Annotated in this window: 23 protein-coding genes and 1 pseudogene; 16 read left to right on the forward strand and 8 right to left on the reverse strand. The window is 76.2% G+C overall.

Annotated elements, in window-relative coordinates; all coding sequences use genetic code 11:
• Nucleotides 1-8: 8 nt before the first annotated feature.
• Nucleotides 9-974, reverse strand: coding sequence for a 5'-3' exonuclease (locus tag ABD160_RS00705; RefSeq protein WP_344017531.1), 966 nt, complete (start codon nucleotides 972-974; stop codon nucleotides 9-11).
• A gap of 120 nt (nucleotides 975-1094) precedes the next feature.
• Between ABD160_RS00705 and ABD160_RS00710 the strand changes: the two genes are divergently transcribed.
• From ABD160_RS00710 to ABD160_RS00725, 4 genes are all read left to right on the forward strand, one after another.
• A complete protein-coding gene (locus tag ABD160_RS00710) occupies nucleotides 1095-1880 on the forward strand; it encodes an ANTAR domain-containing protein (protein WP_344017532.1) in 786 nt (261 codons plus the stop codon).
• Nucleotides 1881-1973: 93 nt separating this feature from the next.
• On the forward strand, nucleotides 1974-3101 hold the full coding sequence (locus tag ABD160_RS00715; protein WP_344017533.1) for a M24 family metallopeptidase: 1128 nt from the start codon (nucleotides 1974-1976) through the stop codon (nucleotides 3099-3101).
• 103 nt (nucleotides 3102-3204) lie between these two features.
• Nucleotides 3205-3405: a PspC domain-containing protein gene (locus ABD160_RS00720; RefSeq protein ID WP_344017534.1), complete on the forward strand. Its 201-nt coding sequence runs from the start codon at nucleotides 3205-3207 to the stop codon at nucleotides 3403-3405.
• 62 nt (nucleotides 3406-3467) lie between these two features.
• Nucleotides 3468-3857 (forward strand): DUF2267 domain-containing protein, encoded by a 390-nt coding sequence (locus tag ABD160_RS00725; RefSeq protein ID WP_344017535.1) that lies wholly within the window; start codon nucleotides 3468-3470, stop codon nucleotides 3855-3857.
• A gap of 8 nt (nucleotides 3858-3865) precedes the next feature.
• Here the strand turns inward: ABD160_RS00725 and ABD160_RS00730 are convergent, their stop codons facing one another.
• Entirely contained in the window at nucleotides 3866-5005 is a 1140-nt protein-coding gene (locus ABD160_RS00730; protein ID WP_344017537.1) for a hypothetical protein, read from the reverse strand.
• 115 nt (nucleotides 5006-5120) lie between these two features.
• Between ABD160_RS00730 and ABD160_RS00735 the strand changes: the two genes are divergently transcribed.
• From ABD160_RS00735 to ABD160_RS00760, 6 genes are all read left to right on the forward strand, one after another.
• The gene (locus ABD160_RS00735; protein WP_344017538.1) at nucleotides 5121-6116 is read left to right on the forward strand and encodes a methylenetetrahydrofolate reductase; all 996 of its coding nucleotides are present in this window, start codon (nucleotides 5121-5123) and stop codon (nucleotides 6114-6116) included.
• Between the two features lie 28 nt (nucleotides 6117-6144).
• Nucleotides 6145-6912 carry a class I SAM-dependent methyltransferase gene (locus ABD160_RS00740; RefSeq protein ID WP_344017539.1) on the forward strand — a complete coding sequence of 256 codons (768 nt, stop codon included), beginning with the start codon at nucleotides 6145-6147 and terminating at the stop codon, nucleotides 6910-6912.
• Between the two features lie 72 nt (nucleotides 6913-6984).
• Entirely contained in the window at nucleotides 6985-8178 is a 1194-nt protein-coding gene (locus ABD160_RS00745) for an alcohol dehydrogenase catalytic domain-containing protein (RefSeq protein ID WP_344017540.1), read from the forward strand.
• A gap of 60 nt (nucleotides 8179-8238) precedes the next feature.
• Nucleotides 8239-9612, forward strand: a complete 1374-nt coding sequence (locus tag ABD160_RS00750) for a DUF2252 domain-containing protein (protein WP_344017541.1) — start codon at nucleotides 8239-8241, stop codon at nucleotides 9610-9612.
• A gap of 61 nt (nucleotides 9613-9673) precedes the next feature.
• Nucleotides 9674-10579: a hypothetical protein gene (locus ABD160_RS00755; protein ID WP_344017542.1), complete on the forward strand. Its 906-nt coding sequence runs from the start codon at nucleotides 9674-9676 to the stop codon at nucleotides 10577-10579.
• Between the two features lie 34 nt (nucleotides 10580-10613).
• Nucleotides 10614-11468, forward strand: coding sequence for a universal stress protein (locus ABD160_RS00760; protein ID WP_344017543.1), 855 nt, complete (start codon nucleotides 10614-10616; stop codon nucleotides 11466-11468).
• On the opposite strand, the gene ABD160_RS00765 is transcribed toward ABD160_RS00760, so the two are convergent.
• From ABD160_RS00765 to ABD160_RS00790, 6 genes are all read right to left on the reverse strand, one after another.
• Nucleotides 11443-12414, reverse strand: a complete 972-nt coding sequence (locus ABD160_RS00765; RefSeq protein ID WP_344017544.1) for a heme-dependent oxidative N-demethylase subunit alpha family protein — start codon at nucleotides 12412-12414, stop codon at nucleotides 11443-11445. The two genes, ABD160_RS00760 and ABD160_RS00765, sit on opposite strands and share 26 nt — an antisense overlap.
• Nucleotides 12411-13331, reverse strand: a complete 921-nt coding sequence (locus ABD160_RS00770) for a flavin reductase family protein (protein ID WP_344017545.1) — start codon at nucleotides 13329-13331, stop codon at nucleotides 12411-12413. The genes ABD160_RS00765 and ABD160_RS00770 overlap by 4 nt, the downstream gene beginning before the upstream one ends.
• Nucleotides 13328-13825 carry a dimethylamine monooxygenase subunit DmmA family protein gene (locus tag ABD160_RS00775; RefSeq protein ID WP_344017547.1) on the reverse strand — a complete coding sequence of 166 codons (498 nt, stop codon included), beginning with the start codon at nucleotides 13823-13825 and terminating at the stop codon, nucleotides 13328-13330. The genes ABD160_RS00770 and ABD160_RS00775 overlap by 4 nt, the downstream gene beginning before the upstream one ends.
• An 87-nt stretch (nucleotides 13826-13912) precedes the next feature.
• Nucleotides 13913-14956 carry an ABC transporter ATP-binding protein gene (locus ABD160_RS00780; protein ID WP_344017548.1) on the reverse strand — a complete coding sequence of 348 codons (1044 nt, stop codon included), beginning with the start codon at nucleotides 14954-14956 and terminating at the stop codon, nucleotides 13913-13915.
• Nucleotides 14956-16500, reverse strand: a complete 1545-nt coding sequence (locus ABD160_RS00785) for an ABC transporter permease (protein ID WP_344017549.1) — start codon at nucleotides 16498-16500, stop codon at nucleotides 14956-14958. The genes ABD160_RS00780 and ABD160_RS00785 overlap by 1 nt, the downstream gene beginning before the upstream one ends.
• A gap of 2 nt (nucleotides 16501-16502) precedes the next feature.
• Entirely contained in the window at nucleotides 16503-17576 is a 1074-nt protein-coding gene (locus tag ABD160_RS00790) for an extracellular solute-binding protein (RefSeq protein WP_344017550.1), read from the reverse strand.
• Nucleotides 17577-17794: 218 nt separating this feature from the next.
• Between ABD160_RS00790 and ABD160_RS00795 the strand changes: the two genes are divergently transcribed.
• From ABD160_RS00795 to ABD160_RS00820, 6 genes and pseudogenes are all read left to right on the forward strand, one after another.
• Nucleotides 17795-18406, forward strand: a complete 612-nt coding sequence (locus tag ABD160_RS00795) for a hypothetical protein (RefSeq protein WP_344017551.1) — start codon at nucleotides 17795-17797, stop codon at nucleotides 18404-18406.
• Nucleotides 18407-19663: 1257 nt separating this feature from the next.
• The gene (locus ABD160_RS00800; protein ID WP_344017552.1) at nucleotides 19664-21235 is read left to right on the forward strand and encodes an ABC transporter substrate-binding protein; all 1572 of its coding nucleotides are present in this window, start codon (nucleotides 19664-19666) and stop codon (nucleotides 21233-21235) included.
• A 2-nt stretch (nucleotides 21236-21237) separates the two neighbouring features.
• Nucleotides 21238-22170: an ABC transporter permease gene (locus ABD160_RS00805; RefSeq protein WP_344017553.1), complete on the forward strand. Its 933-nt coding sequence runs from the start codon at nucleotides 21238-21240 to the stop codon at nucleotides 22168-22170.
• Nucleotides 22167-23048: an ABC transporter permease gene (locus ABD160_RS00810; protein WP_344017554.1), complete on the forward strand. Its 882-nt coding sequence runs from the start codon at nucleotides 22167-22169 to the stop codon at nucleotides 23046-23048. Before ABD160_RS00805 ends, ABD160_RS00810 begins: the two co-directional genes overlap by 4 nt.
• Nucleotides 23045-24454 carry an ABC transporter ATP-binding protein gene (locus ABD160_RS00815; protein ID WP_344017556.1) on the forward strand — a complete coding sequence of 470 codons (1410 nt, stop codon included), beginning with the start codon at nucleotides 23045-23047 and terminating at the stop codon, nucleotides 24452-24454. The genes ABD160_RS00810 and ABD160_RS00815 overlap by 4 nt, the downstream gene beginning before the upstream one ends.
• Nucleotides 24447-25046 (forward strand): annotated as a pseudogene (locus tag ABD160_RS00820) ((2Fe-2S) ferredoxin domain-containing protein); the annotation flags it as partial. The gene ABD160_RS00815 and the pseudogene ABD160_RS00820, both read left to right, overlap by 8 nt.

The raw sequence follows: 25046 nt of genomic DNA on the forward strand, positions 1-25046 counted from the left end.
GGCAGGGCTCAGGAGGCGGCCGCGTCCAGTGCCGTGCGCAGCCGCCGCACCGAGGACTCCAGGCCCCAGCGGGCGGCCAGCTCGTCGAGCCGCTCCGGATCGGCCGGCGTGCGGGGGAGCGCGGGGTCCCGGTCCAGGGCCACCGGCGCGTCGGTCACCACCCGCACCACCGGCTCGACGACGCCCAGGTAGTCGCTCGCCGCCATCAGCTTCGCCCGCACCCCGGCCGCCATCCGGCCGTCGTCCGGCCGGGTCACCGCGGCGAGCAGCTCACCCCAGGAGTCGAACCGCCCGACCAGCGTGGCAGCCGTCTTGGCGCCGACACCGGGCACCCCGGGCAGGCCGTCCGAGGGGTCGCCGCGCAGCATCGCCATCTCCGCGTAGGCCGCGCCGGCCCGCTCCGCGGGCAGCCCGAACTTCGCCGCGACCTCGGCCGGGTCCAGCAGCTCGGCCCGGTTCAGGCCGCGCCCGATGTAGAGCAGCCGCACCTGCGGCTCGTCCCGGACGATCTGGATCAGGTCGCGGTCCCCGGACACCGCCAGCACCGGCCCGGTCTCCGCCCGGTGCGCGAGCGTCCCGATGACGTCGTCCGCCTCGTGCCCCTCGGCCCCGGCGGTGCAGATCCCGGCCGCCGCCAGCACCTCCATGATCACCGGGACCTGCGGGGCGAGGGTGTCCGGCACCTCCTCCGGGACGCCGGCGGGGACCTGGTCCGCCTGGCTCGCCTCGACCACCCGGTGCGCCTTGTAGGACGGCAGCGCCGCCACCCGGAACGCCGGGCGCCAGTCCAGGTCCAGGCACGCCACCAGCTCGCGCGGCCGGTGCTCGGTGACCAGCCGGGCGATCATGTCGGTGAACCCGCGCACCGCGTTCACCGGGGTGCCGTCGGGTGCGGTGATGCTCTCCGGGACACCGAAATAGGCACGGAAGTACATGCTCGCGGAGTCCAGCAGCATCAGCGGGCGGTCGCTCATGGCCGGTGAGTCTGGCATTGGTACCCCTGGGGGAGCGCCCGGCCACCACCCGTTCGGCATGATGGGGCGGTGGAGCACAGCGGGACTGCCCCGGTAGGCAGGGGTGAGCAGGAGTGGGCCGTGGACCGCGACGGGTTCGTGCTGGCGCAGGAGCGGAACGGGCACGCGGAGGACGGCCTGGCCGAGGCCGGGCCGCTGGCCAGGGAGTTCGCCGCGCTGACCGGTGAGCTGCTGGCCGCCGGCACGGTCGCCGACGTGCTGGCCAGGGTGGTCGCCGCGGTGCGCCGGGTGATCCCGGCCGCGGACCTGGTCAGCGTCACCCTGCGGGACGGTGACGGCTGCTTCCACACCCCGGTCGAGACCGGCCCGGCCGCGTCCGACATCGACGCCGAGCAGTACCGCAGCGGCCGCGGGCCGTGCGTGGAGTCCGCCAGGGCCGACGGCCCGGCGCTCGCCTACGCCGACGACCTGCGCTCCGACGACCGCTGGCCGGAGTTCGCCGAGGCCGCCGTCCGGCACGGCTACCTGTCGGTGCTGGCGAGCTCGCTGGTGCCCGACGCCGTCCCGCCGCGGCTGCCCGGCGCACTGAACGTGTACGGCCGGGAGCCCGGGGCGTTCGTCCCCGCCGACCGGGACCGGCTGCTGCTGCTGTCCACCCACGCCTCGCTCGCGCTCGCCTCCTGCACCGCGGTGTCCGCCGCCGGCCTGCAGGAGGCGCAGCTGCGGCAGGCGATCGCCTCGCGGGACGTCATCGGGCAGGCCAAGGGCATCCTGATGGCGCGCCGCGGGCTCACCGCCGACGCCGCGTTCGACGTGCTCCGCCGCACCTCGCAGGACCTGAACGTGAAGCTCGTCGAGCTCGCCGGGACCCTCGCCGCGCGGCCCTCCGCGCTCGACGGGGAGTGACCGGCCGGACGTGACGATCGTCGCTCCCCGCAGGTGGGCAGCTGTACCCGGGCGGCGGTCGCACACCCCGCGTGCCCGCATACGCTGCGAGCCATGACCGACGCCGTCGCCACCGGGCTGTTCGCCGACCGGCTCCGCCGGGCCGGCGAGCACGCCGCCGATCAGGGCACCGACGTGCTCTTCCTGACCCCCGGTACCGACCTGCGGTACCTGACCGGATTCGAGGGTTCGTCGCACGAGCGGCTGACCTGCCTGATCGTCCCGGCGGCCGGGCACCGCGCGCCGCCCGCCCTGGTCGTGCCGTCGCTGGAGGCGCCCGGCCTGGCCGGCATCCCGCTGGAGGCCCTCGGCATCGACCTCGTCACCTGGACCGACGGCGAGGACCCCTACCTGCTGGTCAGCGACCTGGCCGGGGGACCGACCCGGGTCGCGGTGGACGACGACATGCCGGCCCGGCACGTGCTCGGCCTGCGCGACGCCTTCCCGGACGTCCCGCAGACCCTCGGCGGCCCGGTGCTGCGCGAGCTCCGGATGCGCAAGGACGCGGCCGAGGTGGCCCGGCTGCGCGCCGCGGGCGAGGCGATCGACCGGGTGCACGCCCGGATCGGCGAGTGGCTCAAGCCCGGGCGGACCGAGGCCGCGGTCGCCGCCGATCTCACCGAGGCGATCCTCGCCGAGGGGCACACCGAGGCGGCGTTCGTCGTCGTCGGCTCCGGGCCGAACGGGGCCAGCCCGCACCACGACGTGTCCGACCGGGTGATCGAGCCCGGCGACGTGGTCGTCGTCGACATCGGCGGGCCGCTCCCGAGCGGCTACAACTCCGACTGCACCCGCACCTACGCGGTCGGCGCGGAGCCCGCAGCGGGCGTCCGGGAGACCTACGCGGTGCTGCAGGAGGCCCAGGAGCGCGCGGTCGCCGCGGTGCGCCCCGGCGCCACCGCCGCGTCGATCGACCGGGCCGCCCGCGAGCACATCGCCGCCGCCGGGCACGGCGCGCACTTCATCCACCGCACCGGCCACGGCATCGGCCTGGACGTGCACGAGGAGCCCTACATCGTGGACGGCAACGACCTGGTCCTCGAGGAGGGCATGGCGTTCTCCGTGGAGCCGGGCATCTACCAGGCCGGACAGTGGGGCGCCCGGATCGAGGACATCGTCGTGGTGACCGCGGACGGCGCGGAGCGGCTCAACCGCAACCCGCGGGACCTGGTCGTCCTGTAGGGGTGTTGTTCCGGGGTGCGCTCGGGGTATCCCCTGAGCGCGCTCACGCCCCGCCCTGCCAGGGTGGGTTGTGCAACCCGTCGCCCACCCCGAGGAGATCCCGGTGAACGTCCCGCAGTCCCGCAGCCTGGTCCGCCCGCGCAACGGCACGGTGATCGCCGGGGTCTGCGCCGGGCTCGCCGACCGGTTCGGCCTCGGCCGCAACACCGTGCGGCTGCTGTTCGTGCTGTCCTGCCTGCTGCCCGGCCCGCAGTTCGTGATCTACCTGGTGCTGTGGTTCATCATGCCGAAGGCCGACTTCTGACCGGCCGGACCGACGACCGCCCGGCAGGTGTCGGGGACTGGTGGCCCGGGTAGCCCCGGGTGATGCAGTACGAGATGTTCCTCAGCACCGTCCGCGACAGCGCCGAGCTGCCCGACCAGGCCGCCGCCGACCGCGCCGTCCGATCCACCCTGCGCGTGCTCGGCCACCGGCTGGCCGGTGGCCGGCCGGGGAACCTGGCGGCGCAGCTGCCCGGCGACCTCGGCGCCGCACTGGGCTCCGAGGGGGCCGGCGAGCGGTTCGACCTCGACGACTTCTACCGCCGCGTCGCCGACGACGCGGGCGTCCCGCAGCCGCAGGCCCGCCGGAACGCCCGCGCCACGATGGCCGCGATCTCGGTCGCGGTGACCGACGAGGAGTACGGCAAGCTCGCCGCGCAGCTGCCCGCCGAGTACGCCGACCTGCTCCTGACCGACGCGGTGCGGCACCGCTGAGCGGTGCCTCAGCGGCCGGACCCGGACTCGTCCTCCCGGTCGAGCCGGGCCCGCCGCTCCTGCTCGCGGCGGCTGTACGCGGCCTGCCGGACGGCGCCCTCGTCGGCGAAGCCCGATCCCAGCGCACCGGCGATGGTGCCCATCGACGCCGACAGCACGGCGATCATCAGGTAGTCGCCGATCCCGGCCTCGCGCATGATGTTCGTGCCGAGATAGTCCGGCGGGATCACCAGCACCGCCGCGGTCAGCGTGATCCCGAACAGCAGCACGTACATGGTGAGCACGCCGAACGCGACCGTCAGCACCGTCGACAGGTTCGACAGCAGCATCTCCTCGCGCAGCGACCGGCTGCGCCGGGACTCCCACAGCCCGTTGTCCAGGATCAGCCAGGTGGTCATCCCGGTCAGCGCGACCAGCATGATGGTGGCCTGCCTGCCGACGCTCAGCGCGCTCGCCAGCTCCCAGATGTTCGAGTAGAAGATGCCGAACGCCGCTCCCGCGGCCGCCGCCGCGATGGCCGGCGAGAGGCTGGGCACCAGCCGCCACGGCCGGTTCGCCCGGACCAGCCCGGCGAGCAGCCGGACCCGGCCGCGCAGGCCGGTGAGGGAGAGCCGGACGTCGACGTCGTCCTCGACGCCCGCGCTGCCGGCGCCGTCGTCGGGAGAATCGCTGTCGGCGGGATCGAGCCGGGTCAGCGAGCCCGCCCGGCCGGCATCGGAGTCCTGGCCGACCCCCGCGCGCTCACGGGACGGGAACAGATGCCGGGTGACCAGCCGGACCACGGTGTCCCGGCAGCGCCGGTACTGGTCGAACGCGCCCAGCGCGGGCAGCGACACCAGCCCGACCCGGGCGCCGGTGGCGCCGTCGGCGACGACCGGGTCGCTGCCCGCCCGCCGCGGCAGGTCGGTGATCAGGACGACCGCGTCGAGATCGTCCTGCTCCCGGGCCCGCTCGCCGATCTCGATCATCGGCAGTGCGCCGTGCCGGTCCAGCGCGATCCGGTGGTCGGTGACCCGGACCTCCCAGCTGCCGTCGGCGTCGCGATCGAGCAGCTCGGGCAGCTCGCGGGCGAGCCGGTGGGCGAGCTCGGTGGGCAGGCCGGGATCGGCGACGAGGCCGAGGACGGTGGGACGGGACGATTCGGTCACGGCGCGGCACGGTAGGCGCCGGGCACGGTCCCGCGCATCCCGGGGCCACCGGTGTCACGATCGGCGATCACGACCACCGGTCACGAAGGGGCCTTCACGGAAAGGGGTGACGCCGGTGTCCGGCGACTGTCCGAAGCGGATGCGCTTCGGGCCCTGCGGCGGGGTCCGGCCGGACCTGGGCTGCGAGCTCGGGACCGGCCCCTGCCCGTTCACCGCGGGCCCGGTGGTGCGCTGGCCGGACCCGCCGGTGCGGTCCGCCCGCCCGCGGGCGCTCGCCGGGGACGGCCCGGTCGTGCTCGCCGACCTGACCTCCCCGCCCTACGACGCCGCGGCGCTCGCCCGGCACGCCCGGATCCTGTCCGGCAGCTGTGACGCGCTGCTGATCGGGCAGTACCACGACGCCCCGGACTTCCCGCCGACGCTGCTCGCCGCGCTGGTCCAGGAGGCCGGCGGACGGCCCTGGGTGACGCTGACCTGCCGGGACCGCAACCGGGTCGTCCTGGAGCAGGACCTCGCCGGACTGGCCGCCGCGGGCACCGACGCCGTGTTCTGCGTGACCGGCGACGCCCGCGCCCCCGGCGTGCGACCGGACGTCAGCCAGGTGTTCGACCTGGACGGCACCCGGCTGGCCGGGCTGGCCGCCGGGGCCGGGCTGGCCGCCGTCGTGCCGGAGGCGCCCGCCGCGCCGCCGGTGGACCTGCGGCCGGCCCGGCTCGCCGAGAAGCAGCGGGCCGGGGCCGGCGCCGCCGTGCTCAACCACGCCGGCTCGCCGGCCCGGGTGGCCCGGTTCGTCGACCGGGCCCGCGGCGCCGGCGCGACCCTGCCGGTGCTGGCCGGGGTCGCCGTGTTCACCGACGAGGCCGGTGCGCGGACCCTGCAGGCGTTCCCCGGCCTGGAGCTCGATCCGGCCACGGTGCGGGCGGTGCTGGCCGCACCGGACCCGGTGGAGGCCGGGATCGGTGCCGCCGTCGACGAGGCCGTCGCGCTGCTCGCGGTGGACGGCGTCGCCGGGGTGAACCTGTCCGGCCGCGGCACCTCCGCCGACGACACCGCCGCCACCGGGATCAAGGCCGAGATCGCCCGCCGGATCCGGGACCGGGTCCGCGGGTAGACCGCCCGGCACCGGGTAGCCCGCACGCATGGCCGATCCCGTCCCGGAGCGCATGGAGCTCGAGTTCGACACCGTCGCCGGCTGGACCGGCCACGCGGTCGCCGAGCTCGGCGACGACCATGCCGAGCCGGCCGCCTGCCGCGGCAGCGCCAGCCCGGCCGGGCTGGACTGGCTGGCCGCGCGGTGCGGGCTGCGCCCCGGCGACCTGCTCGCCGACGTCGGCGGCGGCACCGGCGGCCCGGCCGCCTACGCCCGGCGGACCACCGGTGCCGCCCCGGTGGTGATCGACCCGATGCCGGCGGCGTGCCGGGCGGCCGCGACGATGTTCGGCCTGCCCGCCGTGGTCGGCGGCGGCGACGCGCTGCCGCTGGCGACGGCGTCGGTGCGGGCCTGCTGGAACCTCGGCGTGCTGTGCACGGTGCGCGACAAGGCCGCGGTGCTCGCGGAGGCGCACCGGGTGCTGCGCCCTGGCGGATCGCTGGGCCTGCTGGTGTTCGTCGCGGACCGGCCGCGCCCGCCCGGCGCGCCGGACGGGAACCTGTTCCCGGCCCGGACCGCGGTGCACGAGCTGCTGGCGGCGGCCGGGTTCGCCCGCACCGCCGAGGTGGCGCTGACCGAGCTGCCGCCGGCCCCCGCGGCGTGGCGGCAGCGGATCGACCGGGTCGAGAGCGTCCTGGACCGCGACCACGGCGACGACCCGCGGTTCGCCGCCGCCCAGGAGCAGTCCCGGCGGATCGGCGCGCTGATCGCCGACGGCGTCGTCGAGGGCAGGCTGCTGCACGCGACCGCCCGCTGATCGGTTGCGCACCAGCGGTTTTCACCGGCCGGACCCGGGTAGGCGGCGGGCAGCCGACAACGAGGAGAACACATGCGCGCACTGACCTGGCACGGCCACCGCGACGTCCGGGTGGACACCGTCCCGGACCCGGTGATCGAGCAGCCCGACGACGTGATCGTCCGGATCACCAGCAGCGGGCTCTGCGGCTCCGACCTGCACCTCTACGAGGTGCTCAGCCCGTTCCTCGATCCCGGTGACGTGCTCGGTCACGAACCCATGGGGATCGTCGCCGAGACCGGGTCCGCGGTGACCGCGCTGTCGGTCGGGGACCGGGTGGTGGTCCCGTTCAACGTGAGCTGCGGGAACTGCTGGACCTGCGGGCAGGGACTGCAGTCGCAGTGCGAGACCACCCAGAACCGCGAGATGGGGATGGGGGCGTCGCTGTTCGGCTACACCAAGCTCTACGGCCAGGTGCCCGGCGGGCAGGCCGAGTACCTGCGCGTCCCGTTCGGCAACTCGCTGCCGATCGCGGTGCCGGAGGGCCCGGCGGACGACCGCTTCGTCTACCTGTCCGACGTGCTGCCCACCGCCTACCAGGCCGTGCAGTACGCGGACACGCCGAAGGACGGCACGCTCGTCGTGCTCGGCCTCGGGCCGATCGGCGACATGTGCACCCGGATCGCGCGCCGGCTCGGCGTGGCCCAGGTGATCGGCGTCGACCTGGTCCCGGAGCGGCTGCGCCGGGCGCAGGCCCGCGGCACCACCGCGCTCGACCTGCGCAACGGCGACGACGAGGTGCGCGAGGCCGTCCAGGGGCTGACCCACGGCCGCGGCGCCGACGCCGTCATCGACGCCGTCGGGATGGAGGCGCACGGCTCGCCGCTGGCGAGCACCGGCCAGAAGCTGGCCGCGGTCGCGCCGTCCGGCATCGGGCAGACCCTGATGCAGAAGATGGGCGCCGACCCGACGACGGCGCTGGAGCTGGCGATCTCGCTGGTCCGCCGCGGCGGCACCGTGTCGCTGTCCGGCGTCTACGGCGGCAGCGCCACCCCGCTGCCGATGCTCACCCTGTTCGACAAGCAGATCCAGCTGCGGATGGGCCAGGCCAACGTGTGGCGCTGGGTGCCCGAGCTGCTTCCGCTGCTCGGCGACGACGACCCGCTGGGCGTCGACGACTTCGCCACCCACCGGCTCCCGCTGGAGCAGGCGCCCGACGCCTACGCGATGTTCCAGGAGAAGTCCGACGACGCGGTGAAGGTGCTGTTCACACCCGGCGCCTCCTGATCGGACCGGTCCTCCCCGTGGCTATCGTGATCGTCTGTCACACCCTCGGGGAGGAACCGGATGACCACCGTGCGGGACGGGGCCAAGCGGGCCAGGACGAACCTGAAGCGCCGTGACCAGGCGCGGCTGGTGCTGCCCGACGACCGCGACCCGGTCGGGCTGCTGGAGGGCCAGCACGCCTCCCGGCTCCCCGATCTCGTCCCGGTCCGGGTCGGGCGGATGCTCCAGTCGCCGTTCGCCTTCTACCGCGGCGGCGCCGCGCTGATGGCCCGGGACCTGCGCGACGCGCCGGTCTCCGGGATCGACGTGGTGCTGTGCGGCGACGCGCACATCTCCAACTTCGGGTTCTACGCCTCGCCGGAGCGCGAGCTCGTGTTCGACCTCAACGACTTCGACGAGGCCGGCGTCGGGCCGTGGGAGTGGGACGTCCGCCGGCTCGCGGCGAGCGTCCACATCGGCGGCCGGGACATCGGCCTGTCCGAGGACGCCTGCTCGGACGCGGTGGTCGCCGCCGCCGACTCCTACCGCCGGGTCCTGCGGCAGTTCGTCGAGCTGTCCGCGGTGGAGCGCTACTTCTACCGGGTGGACACCTCCGACGTCGCCGAGCGGCTCGGCGAGGCGGGCCGCCGGACCTGGCTCAAGGCCACCGACAAGGCCCGCGGCCGCACCTCGGAGCAGGTGCTGCGCAAGCTCACCGTGCAGTCCGAGAACGGCGTGCTGCGGATCGACGACCAGCCGCCGGTGCTGCAGCACGTGAACCACGCGTCCGCCGACGACATCCCGGAGCTGTTCGACCAGTACCGCTCCACGCTGCGCGAGGACGTCGCGTTCCTGCTGGCCCAGTTCCGGCCGGTGGACTTCGCGCTGCGGGTGGTCGGCGTCGGCAGCGTCGGGACCCGCTGCTACCTGATCGCGCTGGAGGGGCCGGCCGGGGAGGTGCTGTTCCTGCAGGCCAAGGAGGCGCAGGCGTCGGTGCTGACCAGCCACGGCGGCCGGCCGGCGGTGATCCCCGGCTACGAGGGCGCCGCCGACCACGTCGAGGGCCACCGGGTGGTCGCCGGGCAGCGCATCCTACAGGCCACCTCGGACCCGTTCCTCGGCTGGATCACCGGCTGGGCGGGGGAGTCCGACGACCGGCCGCGGGTCGACTACTACTGGCGCCAGTTCCGCGACATGAAGGGCTCGATCGACCCGGCCGCGCTGTCCCCGGTGGAGTTCCGCGCCTACGGCGCGCTCTGCGGGGCGCTGCTCGCCCGCGCGCACGGGCAGTCCCCGGGCGGCCGGGTGATCGCCGGCTACCTCGGCCGGTCCGAGCGGTTCGCAGTGGCGACGGCCGGGTGGGCCGCCGGGTACGCCGACGTCGCCGAGGCCGACTTCGAGGCGGTCACCGCCGCCGTCGCGGCCGGCCGGCTGCCGGTGGAGCGCGGCGTCTGATCCCGCCGGCCCGTAGTGCTACGCAGGTGGCGGCGCGCGCCGGGGGGCTAGGTTGCGGCGCATGAGCCGAGCCGAGTCCGTGACCTCCGCCGGGACCGTGCGCGGGGTGCGCCGCGCGATGATCGTCGCGGTGGTCGGTGCGCTGCTCGTCGCCTCCCTGCTGGGCATCGTCGCGCTGCTCGGCGGGGACTTCGGCGAGCTGCAGTTCCGGATCGTGCTGACCACGCTGGTGGTCGCCGCGTTCGGCACGACGGCGCTGTGCCATCTCGCCGTCGTCACCCGCGCCGTGCGGGTGGTCGGTTTCGCCGGGATCGTCGCCGGCGCCGGGGCCGCGATCTGCGCGCTGGCGCTGATCTGGCGGGACTGGGCGTCGGCGACCGGGCCCGAGGAGGGCCTGTTCAAGTCGTTCGTCGTGCTCAGCGTGCTCGCGGTGAGCCTGGCGCACGCCAACCTGCTCCTGCTGCTCGCCGGCAACCGGCACCGGGTGATCCGGGCCGGGCTGGCGGCGACGCTCGCCGCGATCGCGGTGGTCGCGACGATGATCCTGCTCCCGGTGCTCACCGACGGCGCGATCCCGGGCAGCGGCGACGACGGGTACTGGCGGTGGCTGGGGGTCGCCGGGATCGTCGACGCGCTCGGCACCATCGCGCTGCCGGTGCTCGCCGCGGTGCTGCGCCCGCGCCCGGCACCCGACGGCGGGGCCCCTGACCCGGCCACGGCACCGGCCCAGGTCGGTGGCGGGACCGGGGCCGGGGAGCCGGTCCGGCTGCGCCTCGACCTGCCCGCCGGCCTCGCCGACCGGCTGGCCCGGCACGCCGGCGGCGGCGCCCTGGAGAACGCCGCGCTGGACGCGATCGACCGCGGGCTCGCCGCCGCCGAGTCGTCCCGGCCGGTTGCGGTGGGCGACCCGCCGACCCGTTCGGTGCCGGATCCGGCGCGCCCGGCCCCGGATGTGCCAGGGTCGTAGCCCCTACGCACGCGCGAACGACCGAGGAGGCCGCATGACGGAGGCGACCGGGGAGGCGACCGGGACCGAGATCGCGGTGGCGGTCGACGGTTCACCGGGCGCGGTCCAGGCCGCCCACTGGGCGCGTGACCTGGCAGAGGTGTGGCGGATGCGGGTCCGCCTGCTGCACGTCACCGCCGGGCCGGACGCGCCGGCGGACCTGGAGCGGCTGGCCGGGGAGACCGGTGCCGGGCTGCAGCTGCTGCCCGCACCGCCCGGCGCGGGCACCGACGGGATCGCCGACGCGGTGCTGGCGGCGACCGGGCCGGCCCGGATGCTCGTCGCGGGCAGCCACGGTGCCGGGGCGACCGGCGCGATGCTCGCCGGCCGCTTCGCCGACCGGGTGGCGCGCAGCGCACCGGTCCCGGTGGCGATCGTGCGGGACGCCGAGCCGGGGGCCGAGGGGGTCGTCGCCGGCGTCGGCGGCGGCGAGTGCGACCACGACGAGGCCGTCGTCGCCGAGGCCGCCGCGCTGGCCGCCGCCTGGGCGGCCCCGCTGACCCTGGTGCACTCCTGGTCGGACGTCGTCGCCCGGGCGGGCACCCGGCTGCACCGGGTGCAGGCCGACCGGGAGACGGTCGCCGGTGCGGCGCACGCGGCGCTCGAGGCCGCGGCCACCACCGCCCGCGACCTGGTGCCGGACGTGCACACCCGGATCGTCGAGGGCACCGCACTGCGGGCGCTGCTCGACGTCGCCGCGACCGCCAGGGCGGTGGTGGTCGGCCCGTACGGCGCCACGCCGCCGGTCGGGATGCAGCTCGGTTCGACGAGCCGGTCGCTGGTCGCGTTCGCGCCCTGCCCGGTCGTCGTGCTGCCGGCCCGGGTCAGCGCCGCAGGTACGCCAGGGTGAGCGCGGCCAGCGGGCCGAGATCCTTGTAGTCGGCCACCTCGGGCGGCAGCGTCTGCAGCACCGACACCAGCCGGTCGCGCCACGCCGGTACCCGTTCGAGCCGCTCCAGCGCGAGCAGCCGGATCCCGATCAGGAACAGCACCGAGCCGGTCAGCGGGAGCCGGACCAGGTGCTGCACCTCGGTCCGCAGGTGGATCTCCCGGCCCGGGTCGGTGACCCGCAGCGGACGGCGGGCCGGCGCCCAGGACGGCGCCGCGTCCAGCGACAGGTCGAGCCGGTCGTCGGGCTGCAGCCCCCAGTTGAGCCGCCGGTAGACCTCGCCCGGCGCCATCCGCAGCAGGAACCCCTCGGCCCGCTCGAACACCCCGCCGGGACCGTTCCCGGGCACCGGGCCGTGCAGCTCGCGGAAGCTCATCCCGGCGTCGAACCCGACCGACCAGACCGACGCGGCGGCGACCGCGCCGGCGTCGAGCCAGAGCCGTCCCTCGCGGGCGCCGAGCACGACGACGTCCTCGGTGAGCTGCCGGGAGGCGAACCGCAGCGGATGCTCGGGCAGCGTCGACCCGTCGCCGAACACGAACTCCTGATCGACGCCGAGCCGGGTGTTGCGGAAGCGGTACCGGTCGCCGTCGCGGACCAGTGAGCAGGTGTCCGGCTGCTCGGCGGCGAGCCTTCCGGTGAGGTGGAGCAGCGCGTCCCAGCAGGCGGCCCGGCTGTGCCCGGCGGCGACGAACCGGGCCGGTTCCCGGTCCAGGATCGCGGCCCGCTGCGCCGCGACCGCCTCGTAGCCGTCGGCGGAGCCGGGGACGTGCAGGACCGTCCCGCCCCACGAGCCGGCCTCGGTCGGCCGGGCGACACCGGCCGGCTCGACGTTCGCGCTGATCCGGTAGGTGCTGTGCGGCAACGGGAACGGGTAGGACGCCAGGTCGTCCGGGTAGGCGGTCACAGGTCCAGCTCCAGGGCCGGGCCGGCGGCCCGGGACACGCAGAGCGCGATCCGGCCGTCCCGCCCGGCGTGCACGGCGTCCCGGTGGTCGACGGCGCCGTGGCGGACCGGGGTCAGGCACTCGCCGCAGACGCCGCTGCGGCACAGGCTGGGCGCGGCGACCCCGATCCGGTGCACCGCGTCGAGCAGCGACTCGGCGGCCCCGACCTCGACGGTCCGCCCGCTGCGCCGCAGCACCGCCCGGAACGGCCGCCCCGGCTCGGTCCGCCGCTCGAAGGGCTCGCTGTGCACCCGGGCGTCCACCCAGTGCGCGTCCCGGGCGGCCGCCCCGACGGCCGCCGTCAGGCCGGGCGGGCCGCAGCTGTACAGGTGGCTGCCGAACGGCGCCGTCGTCACCAGCCGGTGGATCCGCCCGGCCGCCGCCGCGCGCCCGGTGGCGGTGGTCAGCCGGTCCCCGCAGAGCTCCCGCAGCTCGTCCAGGTGCGGCGCGGCACCGGGCCGGTGCACGTACAGCACCGAGAACGGGTTGCCCCAGAACGTGTGCCAGCGGACGTGCGACAGCACCGGCGTCACCCCGATCCCGCCCGCGACGAGCAGGTGCCTGCGCGCCGTGTCGACCGGGGCGAACCCGCTGCGCGGCATCGTCGCCCGCATCCGGTCACCGGGCCGCAGCCGGTGCATCCGGCGGGACCCGCCGGAGCCGTCCGGGCGCAGCGCGACCGAGACGTGCCACCGGTCCGGGGTGATCGACGGGCCGGTCAGCGAGTAGGCGTTCCAGCGCCCGGGCGCCCACTCCAGGCCCAGGTGGCTGCCCGGCGGGTAGGACGGCGGCGGCCCGCCGTCGGCGCGGGTGAACGCGACCGAGCGGACCCCCGGGCACGCCTCGTTCACCGCGTCGACCCGCAGCTCCAGCGTCACACCGGGCTCCCGAGGAACGCGGCGTGCGTGCGCGAGTGGTGGTGCGCGACGACCAGCCGGTGGGCGCATCCCGGGCAGCGCACCGGGCCGCCGATCGCGGCGGTCGCGGCGAACCGCAGGTGGCAGTGTCCGCAGTGGATCGCGCGCGGCCGGGCCCCGTGCGGGTCGGTGTCCACGTCGGTCGGCCGCAGGTCCAGTTCGGAGTCCAGCGCGCCGCGGGCCAGCGCCGCCGCCCGGACCTGCTGGACCTCGCTCTCGGTGCCGGTGACCAGGATCCGCCAGCCGGTGACCATCGTGGGCAGCTCGGCGTCGAGCAGCCCGCCGGCGTCCGCGGCGGCCCCGAGCACCCGCAGCCGGTCACCGGCGCGCAGCGGCGGCGGCACCGCGGTGCCCACCGCGACCACCAGGTGCGGGGCGGCGGAGCGGCCGGCCGCGGGATAGCGGGGCAGCGTCGTCTGCTCCACCGCCAGGTACGGCGGGACGGGCGTGGGCATGGCGGTCCTGTCCTGGGCACGGGGTGTGCCGGTCTGTGCCGGGCTGTACCGATCCGGGGCCGGGCCGATCCTACGGCGGCCCGGGGCTCAACCGCTGCCGTGCCCGGCCGGGAAGAATCGTCCTTCGCCCGCGACCTCGACCACCACCCGGTCGCCGGGCCGCACGTCGTTCCGGCCGGGCACCCTGGCCAGCAGGCCGGTGCCGTCGAGATCGAGCACCACCGTGGCGTCCGGGCCGTGGAAGACGACGTCGGAGACCTTGGCGGTGGGTTCGCGGTCGCCGTCCGGCGCCCGCAGCCGCAGCTGCTCGGGACGCAGCAGCAACTGGCCCGGCCCGGTGCCGGCCGGGACCGGGATCCGGCCGAGCACGGTGCCCGCGGCGCCGTCGGCGACGTCCGCGGCGAGCACCACGGCGTCGCCGACGAAGCTGCCCACCCCGACGTCGGCGGGGGAGTCGTAGAGGGTGCGCGGCGGCGCGCACTGCACCACCCGCCCGCCGCGCAGGACGGCGACCAGATCGGCGGTGCCCAGCGCCTCCTGCTGGTCGTGGGTGACCAGCACCGCCGTCGCACCGGCGGCGGTGAGCGCGTCGCGCACCTGACCGCGCACCTCCGCGCGCAGCCCGGCGTCCAGCGCGACGAACGGCTCGTCGAGCAGGACCAGCGCCGGGGCGGGCGCCAGCGCCCGGGCCAGCGCCACCCGCTGCTGCTGGCCGCCGGACAGCTCGGCGGGCATCCGGTCGCCATACCCGGCGAGCCCGACGAGCTCCAGCACCTCGCCGATCCGGTCGCCGCGGCGGGCCCGGCGGTCCAGCCCGAACCCGACGTTCGCCGCGACGTCGAGATGGCCGAACAGCGCGCCCTCCTGGGAGACCAGGCCGACCCGGCGGCGCTCCGGGGCGACGGCCACGCCGTCCCCGGCGACCAGCCGGCCGCCGAGCCGGATGCTGCCCCGCTCGGCCGGATGGAACCCGGCGACCGTGCGCAGCAGCGTCGTCTTGCCGCAGCCGGAACCGCCGAGCACGGCGGTGAGCGTCCCGGCCGGCACGGCCAGGTCCACGCCGGACAGCACCGGGGTTCCCGGATGTCCGGCGTGGACGCCGTCCAGCACCAGTGCGGGCTCCTCGTCCATCAGTCCCCTCCTCTGCGCCGGAGCACCCGGTCGAGCACGAGCGTCGGAATCGCGGCCAGCAGCACCAGCAGCACCGCGTACGGCGCGGCCGCGGCGAACTGGCTCGCCCCGGTCCGCGACCAGATCGCCATCGCCAGGGTCTCGGTGCCGGTCGGCCGGAGCATCAGCGTGGCGGGCAGCTCGCGGGCGACCGACACGAACACCAGCGCCGCCGCCGCCACGATCCCCGGCGCCGCCAGGGGCACGGTCACCCTGGCCAGGGTCTGCAGCCGGCCGCGGCCCAGCGACCGGGACGCCTCCTCCAGCCGCACCGGGGCGTCGGACACTGCGGTCCGCACGATGCCGACGGCCAGCGGCAGGAACAGCACCGCGTAGCCGGCGATCAGCATCGGCAGCTGCTGGTAGAGCTGCGGGAAGACCCGGATGCCCAGGTAGACCAGCGCCAGCCCGACGGTGACGCCGGGCAGCGCGAACCCGAGATAGGTGACGTTCTCCAGGGCCCGCACCAGCCGCCCCCGGTGCCGGGCGGCGAGCACCCCGACCGGCAGCGCCAGCGCGACGGTGAGCAGCGCGCCGAGCCCGGCGACCTGGAAGGTGTCCAGCGCGGTCGCGGCCAGGTGCGGGAGGTCGATGCCGGCCGACGCGCCGGCGATCGTCCAGACGGTGAGGCTGTAGGCCGGGACGCCGAGCGAGATCCCGATGACGACGAGCACGAACAGCAGCCCGGCCGGCGTCCACCGGCCCAGCGGGGTCGGCCCGGCCCGGCGGCCCGCGCCGCGCCCGACCCGTTCGGTGGACCGGCCGCGCACCCGGGCCTCGGCGATCGTCACCACGATCGCCAGCGCGACCAGGGCCAGCCCGAGCACCGCGGCCGGCGTCGGGTCGAAGGTGGACCGGTAGCGGGTGAAGATGCCGAGGGTGAAGGTGTCGAAACGCATCAGCGACGGCACCCCGAAGTCGCTGATCACCGAGAGCGCGACCAGCAGCGCCCCGGCCAGGACGGCCGGCCACACCCGGCGCAGCGTGACGGTCAGCAGGACCCGCACCGGACCCAGGCCGAGCGACCGGGCCGCCTCCTCCATGCCGGCGTCACCCCGGGAGAGCGTGGCCGACACGGCGAGGAAGACGTAGGGGAAGCTGACCGAGCTGAGCACCAGCAGCGTCCCGCCGAAGCCGACGATCCCGGGGAAGCCGGAGATCCAGCCGAATCCGGCGACGTAGGACGGCACGGCCAGCGGCAGCGCGAACAACACCCCCCACACCCGGCGTCCGGGCAGGTCGGTGCGCACCACCAGCCAGGCCGCGACGGTCCCGACGACCATGCAGACCAGCGTCGCGCTCACGGTCAGCACGACCGTGTTCGCGAACAGCTGCCCGGTCCGCGGCCGGGTCAGCACGTTCACCACGTAGTCCGGGCCGCGTTCGAACGACCGGATCGCGAGATAGACCAGCGGGGTGAGCATCAACAGCCCGGCCAGGGCGGCACCGGCGACCAGCGCCGGTGCCGCCCCGCCGGACCGCCGTCGGACGGCGCTGCGGAGCACGATCAGCTCATGCCGGCTTCTTGCAGCATCTCAAGGGTCTCCTCCAACGTCCGGAGATCCGCCAGGTCGATGTCGGGCTGCTCCAGCTCGGTGATGTCGGGCATGTCGTAGACCGTGGAGGTGATCCCGGACCGGACCGCGTACTCACCGGAGGTGTCGACGAAGTACTGCTGGGCGACCTCGGAGGTCAGGAACGCGACCAGCTCCTGGGCGCGGGCCGGATCGTCGGCGGTGTCCATCACGCCCGCTCCGGCGACGTTGACCAGGCCGAGCGGATCACCGCCGACGTGGTGGTTGCGGGTGCGCAGGTTCTCCTCGCCGAGCTCCTCCATCTTGGAGTAGATGTAATAGTGGTTGACGAGTCCGATCTGGATCTGGCCGTTCTCGATTCCGTCGATCACGCCGTGGTTGTTGTTGAACCGCTCCGGGTTCTGCGCGTCGAAGTCCGCGAGCCACTGCCGCGCACCGTCGTCGCCCCGGTCCAGGCGGACCGCGGTGACGAAGGTGTTCCACGACGAGTTGCCCGGCGGGAAGCCGATCTGGCCCGCCCAGCGCGGGTCGAGCAGATCGTCGAGGCTCTGCGGCAGCTCGTCGGGGGTGAGGTCCTGCGAGTCGTAGGCGATCACCCGGGCGCGCGCGGAGGTGGCGGTCCAGGAGCCGTCGGCGGCGACGTAGCCGTCGACGACGCCGTCGTACACCTCGTCGTCGAGGGGGACCAGCCGGCCGGCCTCGGACAGTGCGCCGAGCGCCCCGGCGTCCTGGGCGAAGAACACGTCGGCCGGGCTCGCCTCGCCCTCCTCCAGGACCTGGGCGACGAGCTCGGCGGTGTCGCCGTACCGGATGTCGAGCGGGATGCCGGACTCGGCCTCGAACTGGTCGAGGAGCTCCTGGACCCGGCTCTCCGAACGTCCGGAGTAGACGGTGAGCGGGGCGGCGTCGCCGGCGGTGGTTCCGTCCGGTGGTGCGGCGGCGTCGTCGGCGGGGGCGCCCGCGCAGGCGGTGAGGGCCAGTGCAGCTGCGGCTCCTGCGGCCAGCAGTCTCCAGTGGTGGGACGTCGGTCGTTCGGTGATCTGCATTGATCGCTCCGGGGTCGTGTCACGACGGTCGCCGGCGCGACGCTACCTCCCAAACGTACATTCAGGATGGAACAGATGTTGCGGATTGCTCAGTCCAACCGGTCACCCCGGACGGGTGACCGGGGTCACCAGGACTGATGAACTCCGGGCCGCGGAGCTAACGCTGCTGGTCGGAGCGCGATGAACCGGCATCGGAGGCGACCGGGAGGGGGTGCGTCGTGGAACAGCACGGACCGTCGTACCGCCCGCGACACGCCGCGCCCGGGACGCGCCCGGCGGCGCCGGTCGAGCCCGCCGCGGGCCCGGGCCCCGACGGACGGCTGCCCGGGTTCCCGGACGCGCTGCTACCCCGCCGGCGGTCACCGCGACTCGTCGGCGCCGGGCTGGTCGCCGCGATCGCCGGCCTGCTCGCCGTGTTCACCGGGGTGGTCGTGGCCGCGGACCGGGCCGGGCCGGCCGCCGGGCCCGCCGCGGCGGCGAGCGCGGCGATCACCGAGTGGCGCGACGGCGGCGGGCAGGTCCGGGTCACCCGGATCACCGAGGATCTCGCCGCGATCACCCGGGCGGCCGATCTCGCGACCATGCGGGACGCGTGCCGCGACCTGCGCGACGACGTCGCCACGGCCCGCGCCTACCCGCCGATCCCGGACCCGCGCGCCCAGGCGTCCTGGGGTGCGGGGCTGGACGCCGGTGCCGACGCGGCCCGGAACTGCGTCGCCGGGGCCTCGCTGGGGGACGCGGGGCTGCTCGGGGCGGCTGCGGACGACCTGGACGGGATGAGCGGGCACCTCGCCGACGTCGCCGCCCGGATCGCCGAGCTCGCGGCCTGAGCCGGCCCGGCCGGACGAGCCCGGGTCGTGCCGCGGCATGCCGGGCCAGACCGACCGTGCCGCGGCGGGCCGGGCCGACCGTGCCGAGCCGCGGCGGACCGACTGTGCCGAGCCGTGCCGCGGCGGGCCGATCCGTGCTGCGGCGGGCCGATCCGGTCGTGCCACGGCACGCCAGGCCGACCGTGCCGCGGCATGCCGGGCCAGGCCGACCGTGTCGAGCGGCGCCGGACCGACTGTGCCGAGCCGTGCCGCGGCGGGCTGAACCGTGCCCTGCCGGACCGGCCGACTCACTCCGACCTGGCCGGCTCCGACGCTGCGCCGGTCCTGCTCGACCCCGCCGCCTCGGCCGCCCCGCCGAGATGCAGCTCAGCGCGCGATGTTGATCTCCGCGGCCCGCTGAGCTGCATCTCGACGACCGGAGGGCTGCGGAGTGCCTCCCACGCCTGCCGGGCCGGGCCGTTCCGTGCCGCCCGGTGCCGCACCGACCCGCGCCCATCTCACCGAGATGCATCTCAACGGGAATTGTCGATCTTCGCGGCCCGCTGAGCTGCATCTCGGCGACGGTTGGGGTGCGGGGTGCGACCCGAACCTGCCGGGTCGTGCCGTACCGCGTCGCACCGTGCCGACTGTGATCCGCACCTGCCGCGCGGACCCGCGCACCGGGGCGGGGCCGACCCGCGCGCCGGGGCCGTGCCGCGCGCGTCGCGTCGCACCGTGCCGGCTGTGATCCACACCTGCCGCGCAGACCCGCGCACCGGGGCGGGGCCGACCCGCGCCCCGGGGCCGTGCCGCGTCGCGTCGCACCGTGCCGGCCATGACCCGCGCCTGCCGCGCCGACCCACGCGCCGGGCCGCACCAGCCCACGCGCCCGACCGCGCTCGCCGGGCCCGCGCTCGATCCGATCCGATCCGTACTGCCGCTCCGGGCCCGACCCGCGCGACCTGCCCGCCCACCGCCGCCCCGTGCTGCGCGGCCACCCGCGCCCACCTCACCGAGATGCAGCTCAGCGGGAATTGTCGATCTTCGCGGCCCGCTGAGCTGCATCTCGGCGGCCGGAGGGGTGCGGCGGGGCGAGCAGCGGCGGCGCGAAGGGCGTGGCGCTGGACGTCGCCGGCGGGGGAGTGCCGGTTCCCGCGCGCGGTGAACATCACTAAATATGCCCAGTTGTTCAAGTGTGGGGTATGACTCTCTCCGATCGGTCGCGATCATCCGGTTCGTCCGGTGCGCGGCCCGCCCGACGCAGCGCAGGAGGACCCCGTGACCCGCATACGTGCCCTGACCCGGCTGGCCGCCGCCGCGGCCGCGGTCCTGCTCACCGCGGGATGCGTGCAGACCACCGGCGGCGGCGAGGCCGCCGGCGACCCGCCGAACACCGTCACCTTCGCCACCGGATTCGCGATCGACGACCTCGATCCGCTGGAGAACGGCTTCTGGGGCCCGGAGTTCGGCTACGTCGAGCTGCTGATGCGCCCGGACCGGGCGGGCGAGCCGACCCCCTGGGTGCTGACCGACCTGACCTCGACCGGCCCGACCACCTGGGAGCTGACCCTCCCCGAGGGTGCCGGCTTCGTGAACGGCACACCGCTCGACGCCGACGCGCTCGCCGCACTGCTCACCTTCCAGCTCGCCGAGAACGCCTCCTTCGCGGCGGCCCTGCCCGGCGCCACGGCCGAGGCGACCGGACCGCTGGCGGTCACACTCGTCACCTCGCGGCCGGCGCCGAACGTCCCGGCACTGCTGGCCGACGAGTCGATGGTCCCGGTCTTCGACGTCGCCGCCTACCGGGAGCACCGCGACTCCGGCGCACCCGCGTCCGAACTGGTCGGTGCGGGCATCTACACCGGACCGTACGTCGTCGACTCGCTCGACGGGGCCGCCGCGCAGCTCTCGCCGCGGGCCGACCACTGGCAGGGCCCGCCCGCGCTCGACGCGGTGACCGTGCGGTTCGTGCCCGAGGCGTCCGCCCGGATCCAGGCCGTCCAGTCCGGCGAGGTGGACATCGCGCTGTACCCGCCGACCGCCACGGCCTCCACCCTGGAGGGCCGGGACGACGCCTTCTACGTCACCGGGGCGACGAGCGGCCCGACCTTCCAGCTCGAGCTCAACCACCGCGCGGCCCCGTTCGACGACGCGCAGGTCCGGCGGGCCGTCTACCGGGCGATCGACTACGACGCACTCGCGAACGACGTGATGAACGGGCTGTACCTGCCGGTGACCGGGATCTACGACGAGTCCCGCCCCTGGGCCGAGCCGACCACGACGACCGACCCGGCCGGTGCCGCGCGCCTGCTGGACGAGGCGGGCTGGACCCGCGACGGCGACGGCCCGCGCACCCGCGACGGCGCCGAGCTGCGGTTCTCGATGCTGACCTACCCGCAGCAGCCCGACTCCGACGCCCTCGCACTGGCCGTCCAGGCGCAGCTGGCAGCGCAGGGCATCGGCGTCGACATCCAGCAGGTACCGGACATCACCGACGCCGTGGAGCAGCCGACCGGCTGGCAGGCGTCGGTCCGGGCGAGCGGGATGCTGTCGTTCGGCGGCGACTACGTGCTCCCGCTGGTCAACACCGTGCGCAGCGACGGACCGAAGAACTACACCGGTACCGCGGATCCCGAGCTGGACGCGCTGATCGACCAGGTCGCGGTCGAGCTGGACACGGCGGCCCGGGACGATCTGCTCCGCCGTATCCAGCACCGGATCGCCGACGGCGGCCACCTCGGCTACATCGGGCAGCGCAGGGGTGCGGTGATCACCGGACCGGCCTGGCAGGGCTACGAGATCGAGGGCTCCAACCTCTGGGTCTCCCGCGACACGGCACCGACCGGCTGACCGTGCTCGCCGTCCTCAACCGGGTCGGCCAGGCAGTGCTCACCCTGGCCGCCGCAGGCGCGCTCGTCTTCGGGATGCTCGCCGTCACCCCCGGCGACCCGGCGCAGCGGGTGCTGCAGGCGCGCGGGATCACCGAACCGACCCCGGCCGCGGTCGCCGCGGTGCGCGCCGAGCTGCGGCTCGACGAGCCGCTGCCGGTCCGGTTCGGGCGGTGGGCGGGCGACGCCGTCCGCGGCGACCTCGGCGTCTCGTGGCGGACCGGCCGGCCGGTGAGCACCGAGTTCGCCGACCGGCTCCCCGCGACGCTGCGGCTGACCGTGGCCGCGCTCGGCCTGGCCGTCGGGGCGGCGCTGCTGCTCGGCACGGTCGCCGCACTCGGCGCCGGCCGGTGGCCGGACACCCTGGCCCGCGGGATCGCGCTCGGCGCGCTGGTGGTGCCGAGCTTCGTGCTCGGCGTGGTGCTGATCGACGTCCTGGTGGTCCGGGCCGGTCTCGGCCGGGTGATCGCCGACGGCACCTGGGCGACCGTGTTCCTGCCCGCGCTGGTGCTCGCGCTCGGCTCGGTCGCCATCTGGTCCCGGGTCCTGCGCACCAGCCTGCTGGAGGCCGGCTCGGCGACGCACCTGCGGGTCGCCGCCGCCCGCGGCGCGGGCCCGGTCCGGCGGCTGCTGGTGCACCAGCTGCCGAACGCGCTCGCCCCGTTCCTCACCATGGTCGGGCTCGGCACCGCGTCGCTGATCGGCGGCGCCGCGATCGTCGAGAGCGTGTTCACCTGGCCCGGGGTGGGGCGCTTCACGGTCGAGGCGATCAACGGCCGCGACATGCCGGTGGTCGTCGGGTTCACCCTGGTCGCGGTGGTCGCCTACGTCCTGGCGAGCCTGCTGATCGACCTGCTGTGCGCCGGGATCGACCCGCGCCTGCGGAGCCCGCGGTGACCGGCGCGGGGATCCTCACCCCGGTCGCCGAGCCGCCGGTCCGGGCGGTCGGGCGCGGACTCGGCCGGGCGCTGCTCGCCCGGCCCGCAGCCCGGGTCGGCCTCGCCTTCGCGGTGCTGCTGGTGGCCGCCGCCGTCGCCGGGCCGTGGTTGCTGCCCGATCCGGACCTGCCCGACTACACCCGCCAGCTCGCCCCGCCGGGACCGGAGCACCTGCTCGGCACCGACCAGGCCGGCCGCGACCTGCTCGCCCGCACGGTCGCGGGCGCGCGCAGCTCGCTCGGCGCCGCGGTGCTGGTGATGGCGCTGTCCGGGGTGATCGGGCTGGTCGTCGGCACCGTCGCCGGGGCCGTCGGCGGGATCGTGGACGCCGTCGCCACCCGGATCACCGACGTGCTGCTCGGGCTGCCGACGCTGGTCCTGACCCTGGCCGTGGTCGGCGTCCTCGGCCCCGGCCACCTGAACCTGGTGCTCGCGATGGCGCTCACCAGCTGGGCCCACCTGGCCCGGATCGCGCGCAGCGTGGCCCGGGGCGCGGCGTCCCGGCCGGACGTCGTCGCCGCCCGGATGGCCGGGATCGGCCCGCTCCGCGCCGTGCTCACCCACGTCGTGCCGGGGGTGGCGGTGCAGGTGTCGGTGGCCGCCACCCTGGGACTGGGCGAGGCGGTGCTGGCGCTGGGCGCGCTGTCGTTCCTCGGGCTGGGCGCCCAGCCGCCGACCGCGGAGTGGGGCACCATGCTCGCCGCCGGCCGGGAGACCTTCGCCGCGGCGCCGTGGCAGCTGATCGGCCCGGGCGCCGGGCTGGTGCTCGCCGTCGCCGCCGCGACGCTGGTCGGTGACGCGCTGCGCGACGTCACCGATCCGGAGCGACGCCGGTGAGCGCGCTCTCGGTCCGCGGGCTCACCGTGGTGTACCCGGGCTGCGGCCCGGCCCGGCCCGCCCTGCACGACGTCGACCTGGACATCCCGCCGGGCGGCCGGTGGGCCGTGGTCGGGCGGTCCGGCTGCGGCAAGACGACGCTGGTCCGCACGATCCTCGGCCTGCTGCCCCCGGGCGCGGTCGTCACCGGCAGCGTGCGCGTCGACGGGCGGGAGATCCTCGGGCTGCCCGAACCGGAGCTGCGCCGGCTGCGCGGGCGGACCATCGGCTACGTCCCGCAGGACCCGTTCGCGGCCTGCGACCCGCTGCGGACGGTCGGCCATCACGTGACCTCGGCGTGGCGGTCGCACCGGATGGTGCCGCCGCCCGGCCGGGTGGCCGCCGATCTGGCCGGGGTCGGCATCGACGACGCCGCCCGCTGCGCCGCCCGGCACCCGCACACCTGGTCCGGCGGGATGCTGCAGCGCGCCACGATCGTCGCCGGGACCGCGCACGGTCCGCCGCTGACGCTGGCCGACGAGCCGACCAGCGCACTGGACGCCGAGCTCGCCGACGACGTGCTCAACCTGGTGCGCCGGTGCAGCGGGGCGCTGCTGCTGGTCAGCCACGACCTGGCGCTGGTGGCCCGGCACGCCGGGCACGTCCTGGTGCTCGACGACGGCCGGGTCGCCGGGCGCGGACCGGCCGACCGGCTGCTGTCGGCCGGCCCGGCGACGGCCGGGCCGGTGGACCGGTCCTCGGCGCGGGGGAGACCGGACGGCGCGGTCGTCGTGCGGGGCACCGGGCTGACCCGCCGCTACGGCCCGGTGACCGCGGTGCACGACGTGTCGGTGACCGTGCGGGCCGGTGAGGTGCTCGCCGTCGTCGGCCGGTCCGGTTCCGGGAAGTCGACCCTGGCCCGGCTGCTGGCCGGGATGGAACACCCCGACGCGGGCACCGTCGAGATCCCGGGAGCCGGGCCCGGGCACGTGATGCCGGTGTTCCAGGACCCGGTCGCGTCACTGGACCGGCGGTGGCCGCTGTGGCGGACCCTGACCGAGCCGCTGCGGGCCCGCGGGGAACGTCCCCGCCGCGCCGCCGCCCGGGCGATCGCGGCCGGGATGCTGGACCGGGTCGGACTGGCCGGGATCGACCCGGACCGGCGACCGGCGACGCTGTCGGTCGGCCAGGCGCAGCGGGTCGCGATCGCCCGGGCGCTCGCCGCCCGGCCCGCGCTCCTGGTGGCCGACGAACCCACCGCCAGCCTGGACGTCGCGACCGCCGACGCGATCACCGCGCTGCTCCGGTCGCTCGCCGCGTCCGGGACCGCGGTCGTCGTCGTCAGCCACGACCGGGAGCGGCTCGCCGGTTACGCCGACCGGACCCTGGTGATGCGGGACGGCACAGCGGAGGAGACGGATGCCTGAGACGTCGGAACGCGCCCTGGTCCTGGTGGCCCGGCCGACCCCGTCCGGGGTGGACGGCCGGTCGCTGGCCCGGCTGGCCGCCGCGGTCGCCGGGCGGGTGCCCGGACCGGTCCGGGTGGCGCACCTGGACCAGGAGGACCCCTCGGTGCCGGCGGTGCTCGACGCGCTCACCGCCGAGCGGGTGCCCGCGGTGCTGCTGGTGCCGCTCGCGGTGCCCGCCGACCGCTACCTGACGACCTGGATCGGCCGGGCCGTCGCGCACTGGCGGGCGGGGTCCGGCCCGGCGGGCGCCGGCCCGGACGTCCGGATCGCGCCGGGCCTGACCGGGTTCGCCGCGGACGCCGTCGCCGAGCTGGCGCAGGGCGACGGGGACCCGGTCACCGCCTCGGCCGCCGGGTTCGCCAGCCCGGCGTGGTCGGTGCTCGACGTGCCGGACCGGCACCTGCTCGTCTGCCGCGGGCCGCGCTGCCTGGTGCACGGCGCCGGTGCCACGCACCGGGCGCTCAGCGACGCGGCGCGGGGCAGCTCGACGCAGGTCACCCCGTGCGGCTGCCTCGGGCCGTGCAACCTCGGTCCGCTGGTGGTCGACCAT

Origin of the sequence: Pseudonocardia kongjuensis (assembly GCF_039526905.1) — a bacterium.
Classification (GTDB): domain Bacteria; phylum Actinomycetota; class Actinomycetes; order Mycobacteriales; family Pseudonocardiaceae; genus Pseudonocardia; species Pseudonocardia kongjuensis.

Bases quoted from the DNA above. Each gene is read 5' to 3' on its own strand.
- ABD160_RS00755 (WP_344017542.1), top strand. From the start codon at position 9,674: ATGAGCCGAGCCGAGTCCGTGACCTCCGCCGGGACCGTGCGCGGGGTG.
- ABD160_RS00725 (WP_344017535.1), top strand. From the start codon at position 3,468: ATGCAGTACGAGATGTTCCTCAGCACCGTCCGCGACAGCGCCGAGCTG.
- ABD160_RS00750 (WP_344017541.1), top strand. From the start codon at position 8,239: ATGACCACCGTGCGGGACGGGGCCAAGCGGGCCAGGACGAACCTGAAG.
- ABD160_RS00715 (WP_344017533.1), top strand. From the start codon at position 1,974: ATGACCGACGCCGTCGCCACCGGGCTGTTCGCCGACCGGCTCCGCCGG.
- ABD160_RS00775 (WP_344017547.1), bottom strand. From the start codon at position 13,825: ATGCCCACGCCCGTCCCGCCGTACCTGGCGGTGGAGCAGACGACGCTG.
- ABD160_RS00745 (WP_344017540.1), top strand. From the start codon at position 6,985: ATGCGCGCACTGACCTGGCACGGCCACCGCGACGTCCGGGTGGACACC.
- ABD160_RS00705 (WP_344017531.1), bottom strand. From the start codon at position 974: ATGAGCGACCGCCCGCTGATGCTGCTGGACTCCGCGAGCATGTACTTC.
- ABD160_RS00780 (WP_344017548.1), bottom strand. From the start codon at position 14,956: ATGGACGAGGAGCCCGCACTGGTGCTGGACGGCGTCCACGCCGGACAT.
- ABD160_RS00790 (WP_344017550.1), bottom strand. From the start codon at position 17,576: ATGCAGATCACCGAACGACCGACGTCCCACCACTGGAGACTGCTGGCC.
- ABD160_RS00760 (WP_344017543.1), top strand. From the start codon at position 10,614: ATGACGGAGGCGACCGGGGAGGCGACCGGGACCGAGATCGCGGTGGCG.
- ABD160_RS00740 (WP_344017539.1), top strand. From the start codon at position 6,145: ATGGCCGATCCCGTCCCGGAGCGCATGGAGCTCGAGTTCGACACCGTC.